The 14,316-nt window shown below is 52.6% G+C and carries 11 protein-coding genes; 3 read left to right on the top strand and 8 right to left on the bottom strand.

Features of this window, described 5'->3' with window-relative positions:
- Positions 1-137 precede the first annotated feature (137 nt).
- Entirely contained in the window at positions 138-560 is a 423-nt protein-coding gene (locus tag H9644_RS15470; RefSeq protein WP_191775244.1) for a DoxX family protein, read from the top strand.
- Positions 561-718: 158 nt separating this feature from the next.
- On the opposite strand, the gene H9644_RS15465 is transcribed toward H9644_RS15470, so the two are convergent.
- The 6 genes from H9644_RS15465 to H9644_RS15440 all read right to left on the bottom strand — a co-directional run bounded on the left by H9644_RS15465 (position 719) and on the right by H9644_RS15440 (position 9,648).
- Positions 719-1,591, bottom strand: coding sequence for an aldose 1-epimerase (locus H9644_RS15465; RefSeq protein ID WP_191775242.1), 873 nt, complete (start codon positions 1,589-1,591; stop codon positions 719-721).
- Positions 1,592-1,602: 11 nt separating this feature from the next.
- Positions 1,603-2,697, bottom strand: coding sequence for a zinc-dependent alcohol dehydrogenase family protein (locus H9644_RS15460; RefSeq protein WP_191775240.1), 1,095 nt, complete (start codon positions 2,695-2,697; stop codon positions 1,603-1,605).
- Positions 2,698-2,729: 32 nt separating this feature from the next.
- Positions 2,730-3,728: an ABC transporter permease gene (locus H9644_RS15455; protein ID WP_064526190.1), complete on the bottom strand. Its 999-nt coding sequence runs from the start codon at positions 3,726-3,728 to the stop codon at positions 2,730-2,732.
- Positions 3,729-3,752: 24 nt separating this feature from the next.
- The gene (locus tag H9644_RS15450) at positions 3,753-5,264 is read right to left on the bottom strand and encodes a sugar ABC transporter ATP-binding protein (protein WP_191775237.1); all 1,512 of its coding nucleotides are present in this window, start codon (positions 5,262-5,264) and stop codon (positions 3,753-3,755) included.
- A gap of 22 nt (positions 5,265-5,286) precedes the next feature.
- Positions 5,287-6,270, bottom strand: coding sequence for a substrate-binding domain-containing protein (locus tag H9644_RS15445; protein WP_191775235.1), 984 nt, complete (start codon positions 6,268-6,270; stop codon positions 5,287-5,289).
- 96 nt (positions 6,271-6,366) lie between these two features.
- A complete protein-coding gene (locus H9644_RS15440; RefSeq protein WP_191775233.1) occupies positions 6,367-9,648 on the bottom strand; it encodes a DUF5107 domain-containing protein in 3,282 nt (1,093 codons plus the stop codon).
- A 117-nt stretch (positions 9,649-9,765) separates the two neighbouring features.
- Between H9644_RS15440 and H9644_RS15435 the strand changes: the two genes are divergently transcribed.
- A complete protein-coding gene (locus tag H9644_RS15435) occupies positions 9,766-10,959 on the top strand; it encodes an ROK family protein (RefSeq protein WP_191775231.1) in 1,194 nt (397 codons plus the stop codon).
- A gap of 166 nt (positions 10,960-11,125) precedes the next feature.
- On the opposite strand, the gene glyA is transcribed toward H9644_RS15435, so the two are convergent.
- Positions 11,126-12,379, bottom strand: coding sequence for a serine hydroxymethyltransferase (gene glyA / locus H9644_RS15430; RefSeq protein WP_191775229.1), 1,254 nt, complete (start codon positions 12,377-12,379; stop codon positions 11,126-11,128).
- Positions 12,380-12,707: 328 nt separating this feature from the next.
- Between glyA and hmpA the strand changes: the two genes are divergently transcribed.
- On the top strand, positions 12,708-13,898 hold the full coding sequence (hmpA, locus tag H9644_RS15425; protein WP_191775217.1) for an NO-inducible flavohemoprotein: 1,191 nt from the start codon (positions 12,708-12,710) through the stop codon (positions 13,896-13,898).
- Positions 13,899-13,941: 43 nt separating this feature from the next.
- Here hmpA and glnB read toward each other — a convergent pair whose 3' ends face one another.
- Positions 13,942-14,280 carry a nitrogen regulatory protein P-II gene (glnB, locus tag H9644_RS15420; RefSeq protein ID WP_000717691.1) on the bottom strand — a complete coding sequence of 113 codons (339 nt, stop codon included), beginning with the start codon at positions 14,278-14,280 and terminating at the stop codon, positions 13,942-13,944.
- Positions 14,281-14,316: the final 36 nt, after the last annotated feature.

Genomic DNA, 14,316 nt, shown 5'->3' with positions numbered 1-14,316 from the left:
GCTAACAAAATATCACCTACAGAAAATGCGCTGGATGCTGACCTGGATAATTACCAAATTTCTCATCTGCTGAGGCGTGGCGAGGTGCGAGTGTGTGTATTACGTTTAAATCACATTATCTTGCAAAGGGATTGGTTATGAACTCACTACGTTATTTTGATTTTGGTGCCGCCCGCCCCGTGTTGTTATTAATTGCCCGTATCGCCGTCATCTTAATTTTCATTATTTTTGGTTTTCCCAAAATGATGGGCTTTGACGGTACTGTACAATATATGGCCTCGCTGGGCGCACCGATGCCGATGCTGGCGGCAGTTATTGCGGTGATTATGGAAGTCCCCGCCGCGATATTAATCGTACTTGGCTTTTTCACCCGCCCACTGGCGATACTGTTTATTTTCTACACGTTGGGTACGGCGGTGATTGGCCACCATTACTGGGATATGACCGGCGATGCGGTCGGGCCAAATATGATTAATTTCTGGAAGAATATCAGCATTGCTGGCGCATTCCTGCTGCTGGCAATTACCGGGCCGGGGGCTATTTCTCTGGATCGACGTTAAAAACATGCCGGATTCGGCGTGAACGCCTTATCCGGCCTACCGATCCAACACCGATTGTAGGCCTGATAAGACGCGATAAGCGTCGCATCAGGCATGGTGCGCCGATTGCTACCAAGTCGAAATTACCCTGTAGGCCTGTGCATCCGGTATTTTATAAATTACAGCAACTCAACCCGCAACGACATCTCTGAGGTTGTTGATTCCCCCGGCGCAAGCGCAATGAGGTCCCCCCCTTCAGAGCGATGATGGTCATCCGGCGCATGACTCATCGGCTCCAGACAGAAGAAATCAAACGCATACCCTTTATCAAACACCGGGTCGGAGACAAAGATGAAATAGCACGGCGCGGGCGGCGTCGTCTCCATAGTGATGGCGTAACCTTCCTGCGGCTGCTCGATGCGGGCCTGACCATTCCAGCCAGCAAAACCATTGTTTACCCACTGGCGCGGCAACGACGCGAGCTGGTTGAAATCCAGCTCCTGCGGTAACTGCTCGCAAAACTCACCCGCCAGCCACTGCTCCCGCTCCAGCCAGTAACCGCTCGCCTGTGCCTGAATCCGCGTTTGCGGCGACAACGGAAAATAAGGATGCCAGCCGGTACCAAATGGCAGCGTCTCTACCCCTTGATTGGTGACAGAGAGCGTGACCCTCAGCGTATCTGCCGTTAAATGAAACGCCTGACTTACCCGATAGTGATAAACACCCGTGCGATGTTCATACACCAGACACAAGCTATCATCGCTGCGCGTTACACATTGCCACTCGCCCAGCCAGCCGTCACCGTGCAGATAGTGCGTATCCCACTCAACATTTTGTTGCAGTTGATACTCTCGCTCCTGCCAGACAAAACGGTTGCCGCTCACCCGGTTTGCAAATGGCACCAGCGGAAAACAAGAGGCATCGGTTGCCACACCGTTTTTTTTACCGGGACGTAAGAGCGGCGTCGTGTCACGCCAGAAACCTTCGATTACGCCGCCCTGGTCAGAGACATCCAGCTTTAGCGGCCCGTGAGATAAGGTATAGATGGTCATCCGCTAACTCCTTAATCCGGGAAGTTAATCACGACTTTGCCGCATTTGCCGCTTGCCATCAGCGCATAAGCATCTCCCGCCTGTTCCAGCGTGAAGCGATGAGTAATGGCGTTACGCGGCCACAATTTCCAGTCAGTCAAATCGTGGGCGCATTTCTCCATATGGAACAAACTGGTCACCCAGGAACCAATAATTCGCCGTTGGTGGTGCATCAGGTCAGCGCTAACCTCGAACTCCACTTTTCCGGTTTCACCAATGTAAACCACGCGTCCCCAGTCAGCGGTGGATTGCAGTGCCAGTAAGCGACCTGCGGCATTACCGGAGCAATCGAGCGCAACATCCGCGCCACCGTGAGTGAGTTCGGCGATTATCTGCGGCAGATCTTCAGTGGTTGCCAAATAACCGTGATCCATCACGCCTAACTGTTTCGCCATTGCCAGACGTTCCGGCAACATATCAACGCCGATGATCCGTTTTGCACCGCGACCTTTCGCCAGCATCATCGCCATCATGCCGACCGGTCCCAGACCAACCACCAGCACGTTATCGCTGCCGGAAACTTCACCGCGCAAAATCCCTTCATAGGCCGTGCCAACGCCACAACTGATAAACGCACCATCTTCGTAGCTCAACGCATCCGGCAGGAGGATCAGATCTTTTTCTTCCGCCAGCAGGTATTCGGCATGACCGCCGTCACGCTGCCAGCCGTAAGCCGCTTTTCCTTCGCCGGTACAAGAGATAGGAAAACCGCGGCGGCAGTTCGGGCAAAAACCACAGCCAGAAATGTGATACACCAGCACGCGATCGCCCTCTTTGAAATGGCGACAGCCTTGCCCCATTGCCACAATTTGCCCGCACGGTTCATGACCGTTGATAAATCCCTGGTATAACGGTTTATCGGGCGCGGCCGCCGTGGCGCGGTGCTGATGATAAATGTAGTGGACATCGCTTCCGCAAATCCCGGAGGATTTCATTTTGATCAGCACCTGGTTAATCCCCGGCGTCGGCACCGCAACTTCCCGCAGATCGACGGTCGAATTTCCTGGTAAATAAGCTGCCAGCATCGTTTTCATAAATCCCTCATTAACAATACGATTAATTTTCATCCCTGCCGCACCCGCGCCAGGGGCGTTAAGGTTTAGCGTTTCGCTTTACTGCTTCGCTGGGTCAGCAAGATATTCGCCAGGACCGCCACCACGATGATGACGCCGCGCACCACCTGCTGGAAAAAGGAGTTAATCCCAAGCAACACCAGACCGTTACCGATTAGCGTAATCACCAGTACGCCAAGCAGCGTACCGAACAACGAGCCGCGACCACCGGAAAGCGCCGTACCGCCGACCACGACAGCGGCAATAACATCAAACTCCAGACCGTTGGCCGCACCTGCGTTACCAGAACCAAGGCGCGCCGCCAGCAAAATGCCCGTCACCGCCGCTAATAATCCCGAAAGGGTAAAGATGAGAATGCGCACCCGACGAACGTTAATACCGCACAACTGCGCTGCCGTAGCATTACCGCCAACGGCAAAAACCGAGCGCCCGAAAGCAGTTTTGCGGCTGATGAACACAAACAGCGTAAACAACACCATCATGATCAGCGCGGATACTGGCACACCGAGAAATTGTCCCCCCAGCCAGTCCAGGACCTCGTTTTCGTCAATCGGCACTGGCAGGGCGTTAGTCATAAACAGCCCCATTCCGCGCAGGGCGCTCCACAACCCCAGTGTGGCAACGAAACTTGGCACGTTAAACACGCCGCGCAGCACCCCGGCGAGCGTTCCCATCAGCGCCCCTAACAGCAACACCAGCAGGCAAGCAATCGCCAGCGGAACGTCAAATTGCAGCAAAAACGCCAGGCACACTGAGACAAAAGCCACCATCGGCCCAACGCTGACATCAATTTCACCGGAGATAATAATCAGCGTCATCGCCCAGGCGGCGATCCCGATGGTGGCGGCATCGCGCAGCACGTTCATCTGGTTATTCAATGAGATAAAGCCAGGCGCGTTCAGGGAGAAGACCAGATACAAAATGGCAATCACCACCAGCAAACCAATCTCATTAATATGGCGACTGACAAATTGTTTGAGCGAGACGCTCTTGCCCTGCGGCAATGGTAATGACGAAGCAGACATCTTCAGGTTCCTCGGTAAAATTCATCAGTGCACAGACAGAATGGCGGACATCAGCTCATCCACATTGACCGGCGAGTGAAACTCCTGCGAGAACGTGCCGTGCTGTAACAACAGGATGCGGTCGCACACCAGCGGCAACTCCTCCACTTCACTGGAGATAAACACCACGCTTTTTCCTTCTGCGGCCAGCTCGCGGACAATACGATAGATCTGCTGCTTGGCTTCGATATCGACGCCGCGCGTTGGCTCGTCGAGCAACAAAATCTGGCTGGCGGCATAGACCCAACGACCGATCACCACTTTTTGCTGATTGCCGCCAGAAAGCGTGCCGATGGGCGTTTCGCTACTGGCAGCCTTGACCGTCATCCGCTGCATCACCTCTTCGGTCAGGCGGCGGATGGTGGACCATTGCAGTACGCCGTTGGCGCTGATTTTTTGCCGATTGGTCAGTACCGTATTTTCGTCAACGCCCAGCCAGGGAATGATCCCTGCTTCTTTGCGGTTTTCTGGCGTATAACCAATCCCGCGTTTCAGCATGTCGCCGTAATCGGGGCGCGTGACTTTCTCGCCGTTGACAATAATTTCGCCCTGTTCATACGTCTCCAGCCCAACAATCGCTTTCAGCAATTCACTGCGCCCTGCCCCCAGCAGGCCAGCAATGCCGAGCACTTCGCCACGACGCAGGGAGAAACTGATCTCCGTAAGCTTTGGTCTGTGGCGTAACGCGCGAACTTCCAGTACGGCCTGGTCCGCAATCTCCTGAGCAACAACCGGTGCAATATCAACGTGATCGCGTCCGAGCATCAGCGACACAATATGGCGGGTTGAGGTGTTTTCGAGCATCACATCACCCGCCACCTGACCATCGCGCATAACGGTGGCACAGGAGGCAATGCGGCGGATTTCTTCCATCCGGTGGCTGACGTAAATCACCGCCACGCCCAGTGCTGACATCTTTTTCACGGCGCTTATCACCAGTTCAACTTCCGCACTGGCAAGCGAGCTGGTGGGTTCATCAAGAATGACCACGCGCGGCTCGCCCTTCATCACCCGCGCAATTTCCACCAGTTGCTTTTGCGCCGGACTCAATGTCGAAACAAGTTGTTCAGGGCTAACGTCGACACCCAGCGCCTGTAAGCAACGTTGGGCATCCTGCGCCATTTGCGGGTAATCAATCATGCTATTGCGGCGTGGCCATTGACCAAGGCAGAGGTTTTCCGCCACCGTCAGCCCCTCCACCAGACTTAACTCCTGATAAACCGCGCGTACCCCCAGTTCAGCGGCACGGCGAGTCAGCGTAGCTTCGTCACCTTCCAGTCGCGTCTCGCCAATCCAGATATCACCGCTATCCGGACGTTCGCTACCGGTAAGCATTCGAATGAGGGTCGATTTTCCCGCACCGTTTTTTCCTAACAGCGCGCGAACTTCGCCTTTATTGAGCGTGAAGTTAACGTTATCCAGCGCAACGACGCCTGGATAATGCTTATTTCCAGCCACCACTTTTGCTACCGGGACTGCCTCTGTTGCCGTGAACATAGGGACCTCTGCGTATCAGCTATTAGGGCAGACCATCAACGTGCGTTGCCAGCCACTGTTTACCGTCTTCAGTTTTGGTATAGAGATCGATTGGCACCTGAATCACTTTTTCACCGTCGGCTTGTTTATTGATAACCTTCAATGTTTGCGCGAAAACAGCATTGCCCATTTTCTTACCAGAAATATCCACTACCGCTTTTAGCACCTGGTTGTTTTCCAGCTCCTGAGCAATTTCAGTGGTCATATCCGAACCGAAAACAGCAATTTTTCCGACCTGATTTTGATTGCGTACCGCTTTTACTGCGCCGAGTGTCGCACCGCCCGATTCCCCCATAATGGCGTTGAGATCCGGCGTGGAGATAATCAGTTTTTCACCGACAGAAATCGCTTTATCTAAAACAGTCCCTTCCTGATTAGCGACAATTTGCGCGCCGGGAACGCGGGCTTTTAATACTTCTTCAAACCCTTTACGTCGTTGCACACAAACTTCAAAGGCTTCGCAATTGATGACGGCAATTTTCGGCTGGTCAATTTTGTTGGCAATAAAATAATCGGCGGCAGCGTTACCCAGTTTTTTACCAAATTCCAGCGGATCACCAACCAGATATGCCGAAACATATTTATCGACGCCCTTTTGATTAATACAGGTGTTGTAGCAAATTACCGGAATACCCGCTTCACTGGCGCGACGAACGGTGCGGCTACTGCCATTTTCAGAAACTGCCGACAAAATAATGGCATCGACATTACGCGCCACGAGGGTATCAACAAAGGTACTTTCTTTTGAAATATCGCCCTGAGCATTGGTTTCTATTAACTGTACCTGTACTGAAGAATCTTTTGCCGCATCCTGAACACCCTGACGCACTCCAGCGTAATATCCCTGGGTATCAAGATATATTGCGCCAATGGTCATTTCTTTTTCCGCTGCTCTGGCAAATAGTGCGCTACTCAATAGCGTAGCCATTAATAATAGATTACGGGTTATTCTGATTTTTGTAGGCATAGTGCCTCCTGTAGGGTTTTTATTTACAACGGCTTATTCTAATTATTTAGTGATGAGCGGCAGCACGTGCCGCTCAAATATTACAGTTAATAGGGTTTAGTGAACGCGGTTAAAAATAAAAGGCATCACGGTGGTGAATAATGCCGCTTTCGGCCAGGCTGGATTAATCGCAGTCAATTCAGCGCGAGCAGATTCATATTGCGCAATATCCCCTAATCCCGCGGCCGCCAGCATCGCCACCATCAGGCATTTTTCTTTATGCTGCTGTTGCAAATCGCCATACAGCGACAACAAGTCAGGTTGTGAAACAGCAAAGAAATCCGCTTCAATACTGGTTTTCGCCATCTCTTGCGCCCACTGTTTCATTTCACTAAACAGTTGCTGTGCGGTTTGATGTTCGCCCAGCAGTCGCAGTGCCATTCCTTGCCAGAAGAGATAATCAACCGGCTGATCGTTGTAATAACTGTGGATGTTAATGGTGCGATCGCCGGTCGCCGCCAGACGTAAACAACGCGTCGCTTCAGTTTCATCGCCCAGGGCTTTTGCGCATATCGCCTGCCAGAACCAGATGTCGTTGTCAGTTTGCCCCGGTAAACGGCCTTCGCTTAAATTCTCCGGATAATGCAGCGCGGCATGAAGCAGTTCGCTGGCCTGCTGCGGCTGTCTGGCATCAAGATGCTGCCAGGCACGTAATAACTGGTTGAGGATAAACTGACTGGTGACTTTCCCTTCCCCGCCTTCCCACGGGTGGAATTTGCGCGTGGCGAGAATATCCGCCGCTTTGTTTGCCTGACCAGTGAGATGCCACAAATTGAGCAATTCTGCGGTCATGTCGTCGCGTTTCAGCGCAATTTCCAGATTATTTTCCAGACGCGCCAGTCGTTTTTCTGGTGCCGCGCCGATTAACTTATCCAGCAAATCCCGTTCAAAAAGTAGACGTGCATCCTGCGGCGCAAGCTGATAAGCACTATCAAGATAACGCGCGGCCAGTTCAGAATCATGCTGCTTATTCCACGCATGGATCGCCAGCCCGCGCCAGCCGTCGGCAAACTCCGGCGACATCTCTACGCAACGTTGCCATAAGGCAATGGCTTTGCCGTAGCTGCGCTTGTTGTAGTAGAAACAGGCCAGTAAATGCCGTGCAAACCAGCACTCTTCGATACACTCCAGCGCCGCTACTTCTTCCAGTGTATTAGGGAAACGGACAAACTGCGGGAAGACATCAATCGCTTTTGCGACCAGTTCGCCGCGTTCAGCTTTCGGCAGCAAGCTGGCTTGCAGGTAAAGCGGCAGCGTACGCTGGCAGTCCAGTGCGTTCAGCATCTCTGCCGCCAGAGCAGGCATTCCCCAGTTAATCAGTTGCCCTGCGGTCATCAGGGCATTAACGTCGCGTCCCTGACACAGACCGCGCCACTGCGCGAGGGCTGATTCGCTACGACCATCGAACCAGTTCAGCCACCACAGGGTGGCGTTCAGCGGATAATCGCGCAGCAGTTTCTCGCGCTGTAAACGCGCGTTGTCCTGACGACCGCTTAACACCAGCAGCAGGTTCTGCAGGCAAAGCACTTCCTGATTGGTTGGGCAGGCGCGAAGACTTTGTTGGCAAAAATCCAGACCAGCGTCGAAGTTACCATTACGCGCCGCCAGACGTGCCAGACCATAATAGCCGCCCGCTTTACTATTGCCGCTCCAGACCGCACGCCAGAAATCCTCTTCGGCTTGTTGATATTGTCCCTGACGTTCGTAAGCACTGGCGCGAATTAAACTTGCCTGTCCGCACTGTGGGTTTTTGTTCAGCACATGTGCGCGTTTCAACGCCTGACTGGCATACGCCACCGCTTGCGGGAAATCTGCACGGTTATATTCCAGCATCGCCAGCGCCAGGTTACAGCGATAATCCAACGGGTCCAGCGCCACGCCGCGCAGGTAGTAATCGAACGGTGAACGGCTGGCATGATGGTATTGCTCAAGATGCTGACCGATAAACCAGGCCTCATCTGTACTGGTAATGTCTTGCGCTGCCAGTGGCGCTTTGGCGACGTCCGGCAACGGCAATTCTTGCGGCTGATGTTCCTGATAACTCAGTACGATATTGCCGTCGGCATCGGAGAGTTCAATGGTCAGTCTGTCTGGATTGATACCGTGCAACACGCCCTGAATGGCGGTCGCTGGTGTCAGGGCCACGGCGTCGTCGAGTAACGCGTTGCATTTGTCGATTTCGCGGATCGCCAGGCGATATCCATTCAACGGGGAGATGGCATACAGCCCCCACTCAATCCCCCGCTCGCTACGCTGGAGTTTAATCACTGCATCGCGGGAGGCGTTTTGCACCATACCCAGAGAATGATAAGGCAGGAAATACTGCTCGAAACGCTTCTCTTCGTAAGCATCAAGCCAGGTAAAATCGGGTTGGTTATCGGCAAAAATGCCGGTCATCAGCTCGATATACGGGCCGTTATTGTCGGTCAGACTCTTATCCCACGCCTGGCCAAATTCACTGTGTCCCCAGCTCCACTGTTTTTTACCTGGCGCAATATGGTGGTTGGCAACGTGCAGCAAGCCGCCATCTTCATCGTGACACCATGCGCCAACAAAATCGTACTGCGATTTTTCGGCCATATACGAAGTCGGCACTGGCACATTTCTATAGCGAGAAATGTCCACTCCAGCGGAGTAATCCACTTTGTAATAGGTGCCAGTGGCGATTGGGAAGGCAGACACTGCGCGTTTGCCGTGATCAAACACCGCAGTCACATCCGGTGGGAAAACGCTCTGATGCCCTTCGCCACCTTTCACCGCAGGGTTGGCCCACCACAAGAAATGACGCGGCGTGGCATTGCCGTTATAGACGCGGCTGGCAATCTCCAGTGCGGCACGGTCAGGGTGCAACGTAAAACCGGTCATCACCTGTAAACCATGCATCGGTTCCGTTTCGCCGACCCACACCGTCTGTGCACCGTCTTCATGGGCTTCGATGGTGAAATCAACGGGCATAAAGGTGGTCGGGCGATGGTGTTGTGGCCAGTTAAACTCAATCCCGCCGGAAATCCACGGCCCCAGCAGCCCCACCAGCGCCGGTTTAATGACTTCATTGTGATAGACAAAATCGCGCTGTTTCACTTTATCCCACGCGCGATGCACACGACCGCCCAGCTCCGGAAGGATCATCACTTTGATGTAGTCGTTTTCCAGCCACACCGCCTGCCAGGATTTCAGGGTTTTCTGCTCGTTCAGCGTATCGGTCACGCCGTAGGGATAAACCGCGCCGGACGAGCCCTGATAAACGCGATTTTCCAGGAACATGGGATGTATATCCTGCGGCCCGGTTTCATAGGTCGGGATCTCAACGCGCTCTTGCCACACTTTTACTGGAGTCATGGTGTCCTCAATATTAACAAGACATACTGAATTAAAAGATTTGTGGCAGTGTATTGAACAATCTGGCAATGTTTTCGCGGAATAATCACGCAATTAACTAAACAAGGTTTAGTGAAGATGAGAGCCTGCATTAACAATCAACAGATCCGCCACCATAACAAATGCGTGATTCTGGAATTGCTATACCGACAAAAACGCGCCAATAAGTCGACGCTGGCGCGGCTGGCGCAAATTTCGATTCCGGCGGTCAGTAATATTTTGCAGGAGCTGGAAAACGAAAAGCGGGTGGTGAATATCGACGATGAAAGCCAGACACGCGGGCATAGCAGCGGCACATGGCTGATTGCGCCGGATGGCGACTGGACGCTGTGCCTGAACGTGACGCCCACCAGCATTGAGTGTCAGGTTGCTAATGCTTGTTTAAGTCCGAAAGGTGAATTTGAGTATTTACAGATAGAGGCACCAACACCTCAGGCACTGCTGTCCGAAATCGAAAAATGCTGGCATCGCCATCGCAAACTGTGGCCAGGCCGCACCATCAATCTGGCGCTGGCAATCCACGGCCAGGTGGATCCTGTGACCGGTGTGTCGCAAACCATGCCGCAAGCGCCGTGGGCAACACCGGTTGAGGTCAAGTATCTGCTGGAAGAGAAGCTCGGTATTCGGGTGATGGTCGATAATGACTGTGTGATGCTGGCACTGGCAGAGAAATGGCAAAATAATTCGCAGGGACGTGATTTCTGTGTGATCAACGTTGATTACGGCATTGGCTCGTCATTCGTGATTAACGAGCAAATTTATCGCGGCAGTTTGTATGGCAGCGGGCAGATTGGTCACACCATCGTTAACCTGGATGGCGTCGCCTGCGACTGCGGACGTTACGGCTGTCTGGAAACCGTTGCCTCGTTAAGCGCATTAAAAAAGCAGGCGCGGGTATGGCTAAAATCACAACCAGGCAATACTCAGCTTGATCCCGAAAAACTGACTACCGCGCAATTGATTGCGGCCTGGCAGAGCGGAGAACCGTGGGTCACTAGCTGGGTTGACCGCAGTGCCAACGCCATTGGTTTGAGTCTGTATAATTTCCTCAACATCCTCAATATTAATCAGATTTGGTTATATGGTCGCAGCTGTGCTTTTGGCGAGAACTGGCTTAATACCATTATTCGCCAGACGGGATTTAATCCGTTCGACCGCGACGAAGGACCGAGCGTGAAAGCGACGCAAATTGGCTTCGGGCAATTAAGCCGCGCACAACAGGTACTGGGGATTGGCTATTTGTATGTTGAGGCGCAGTTACGACAGATTTGATGGCGCGATAACGTAACAAGGCTTCCCGAAGGAAGCCTTACGATGATCACAAACGTAAGATTGCCTGATGCTCTACGCTTATCAGGCCTACACGGAGAATTTGTAGACCGTTCACGCCGAATCCGGCATGAACAACGAGCACATTGTCAGCAAATCACCGTTTCGCTTATGCGTAAACCGGGTAGCGTGCGCAGATGTCGAGAACTTTACCTTTGATGCGCTCGATAACCGCTTCATCATTGATGCTGTCCAGCACGTCACACATCCAGCCAGCCAGTTCTTTCGCTTCTGCTTCTTTGAAGCCGCGACGCGTAATCGCCGGAGTACCTACGCGAATACCAGAAGTTACAAACGGGCTCTTCGGATCGTTCGGTACGCTGTTTTTGTTGACGGTGATGTTAGCACGGCCCAGAGCGGCGTCAGCTTCTTTACCGGTCAGGTTTTTATCAACCAGATCAACCAGGAACAGGTGGTTATCAGTACCGCCAGAAACCACTTTGTAGCCGCGCTCGAGGAACACTTCTACCATCGCTTTGGCGTTTTTCGCGACCTGCTGCTGGTAAGTTTTGAACTCCGGCTCCGTCGCTTCTTTCAGCGCTACCGCTTTACCGGCGATTACGTGCATCAACGGACCGCCCTGACCGCCAGGGAAGACAGCAGAGTTCAGTTTTTTGTACAGCTCTTCGCTACCGCCTTTCGCCAGGATCAGGCCGCCGCGCGGACCCGCCAGAGTTTTGTGAGTGGTGGTAGTCACTACGTGAGCATGAGGAACCGGGTTCGGGTAGACGCCAGCGGCAACCAGACCTGCAACGTGCGCCATATCAACGAACAGGTAAGCACCGATGCTGTCAGCAATTTCACGCATTTTCGCCCAGTCAACCACGCCGGAGTATGCGGAGAAGCCGCCGATAATCATTTTCGGTTTGTGTTCTTTGGCTTGTTTTTCCAGATCTGCGTAGTCGATGTGGCCAGTTGCATCGATACCGTAAGGAACGATGTTGTACAGTTTACCGGAGAAGTTAACCGGAGAACCGTGAGTCAGGTGACCACCATGCGCCAGGTTCATACCCAGAACGGTATCACCGGGTTCCAGCAGCGCGGTGTAGACCGCAAAGTTAGCCTGGGAACCGGAGTGCGGCTGAACGTTAGCGTAATCAGCGCCGAACAGTTCTTTCGCGCGATCGATCGCCAGTTGTTCGACGATATCAACATACTCGCAACCGCCGTAGTAGCGCTTGCCCGGATAACCTTCAGCATATTTGTTGGTCAGCTGAGAACCCTGCGCCTGCATTACGCGCGGGCTGGTGTAGTTTTCGGAGGCGATCAGTTCGATGTGCTCTTCCTGACGTACTTTTTCCTGCTCCATAGCCTGCCACAGTTCGGCATCATAATCGGCAATGTTCATTTCACGCTTTAACATCCGCATCTCCTGACTCAGCTAACAATAAAATTTTCGCCTGATTTTGGCGGTCCTGATGGACAACGGCGAACAGTATAACCGAATCATTGTGTGATAACAGGTCTTGACAAAGGAATTTACGCAAACGATTACCTTCAGGCTGTGCAAGGCTTTTGAGAATAAAGGGCCTGCAACCGGAAACGGATTTCTTTTCAGGTTTGTGATGCAAATTTTTCACTTCATCACATTCTTAATGAAAAACCCCCAAAGAACCATTTACATTGCAGGGCTATTTTTTATAAGATGCATTTGAGATACATCAATTAAGATGCAAAAAAAGGAAGACCATATGCTTGACGCTCAAACCATCGCTACAGTAAAAGCCACTATCCCTTTACTGGTGGAAACAGGGCCGAAGTTAACCGCCCATTTCTACGACCGTATGTTTACTCATAACCCTGAACTCAAAGAAATTTTTAATATGAGTAACCAGCGTAATGGCGATCAACGTGAAGCCTTGTTTAACGCTATTGCCGCCTACGCCAGCAATATCGAAAACCTGCCTGCGCTGCTGCCTGCGGTAGAAAAAATCGCCCAGAAGCACACCAGTTTCCAGATCAAACCGGAACAGTACAACATCGTCGGCGAACACCTGTTAGCGACCCTGGACGAAATGTTCAGCCCGGGCCAGGAAGTGCTGGACGCGTGGGGTAAAGCCTATGGCGTACTGGCTAATGTATTTATCAATCGCGAGGCAGAAATCTATAACGAAAACGCCAGCAAAGCCGGTGGCTGGGAAGGTACACGCGATTTCCGCATTGTGGCTAAAACACCGCGCAGCGCATTGATCACCAGCTTCGAACTGGAACCGGTCGACGGTGGCGCAGTGGCAGAATACCGTCCGGGGCAATATCTCGGCGTCTGGCTGAAACCGGAAGGTTTCCCGCATCAGGAAATTCGTCAGTACTCTTTGACCCGTAAACCTGATGGCAAAGGCTATCGTATTGCGGTGAAACGCGAAGATGGCGGCCAGGTATCCAACTGGCTGCACAATCACGCCAACGTTGGCGATGTTGTGAAACTGGTGGCTCCAGCGGGTGATTTCTTTATGGATGTGACAGATGACACGCCGGTAACACTGATCTCTGCGGGCGTAGGGCAAACGCCAATGCTGGCGATGCTCGACACGTTGGCAAAAGCAGGCCATAGCGCCCAGGTAAACTGGTTCCATGCGGCAGAAAATGGCGATGTTCACGCCTTTGCTGATGAAGTTAAGGAACTGGGGCAAGCACTGCCGCGCTTTACCGCACACACCTGGTATCGCCAGCCGAGCGAAGCCGATCGCGCGAAAGGTCAGTTTGACAGTGAAGGTCTGATGGATTTAAGCAAACTGGAAGGTGCGTTCAGCAATCCGGCAATGCAGTTCTATCTCTGCGGTCCGGTCGGCTTCATGCAGTTTGCCGCGAAACAGTTAGTGGACCTGGGTGTGAAGCAGGAAAACATTCATTACGAATGCTTTGGCCCGCATAAAGTGCTGTGATTTGATGTTGCCGGATGGAGACATCCGGCAACCATGACGCGGTTTAAATTGCCGCGTCGTCCTCTTCACCGGTACGGATACGAATGACCCGTGCCACGTCAAAGACGAAAATTTTACCATCACCAATTTTGCCGGTTTGCGCCGTGCGAATAATCGTGTCTACGCAGATATCGACAATGTCGTCCGGCACGACGATCTCAATTTTCACCTTCGGCAGAAAATCCACCATATATTCCGCACCGCGGTACAGCTCAGTGTGGCCTTTCTGGCGACCAAAGCCTTTCACTTCGGTCACGGTCATGCCGGTAATACCGACTTCGGCCAGTGCTTCGCGGACATCGTCCAGCTTGAAGGGTTTAATAATCGCATCAATCTTTTTCATGCTATTCCTTGAAAAGGTCGCCTGTCTTTTGATCTG

Source organism: Escherichia whittamii, assembly GCF_014836715.1.
In the GTDB taxonomy this organism is placed as follows: Bacteria; Pseudomonadota; Gammaproteobacteria; order Enterobacterales; family Enterobacteriaceae; genus Escherichia; species Escherichia whittamii.
Note: the sequence above shows the minus strand (reverse complement) of the source record. Positions and strands in the feature narration are given on the sequence as shown.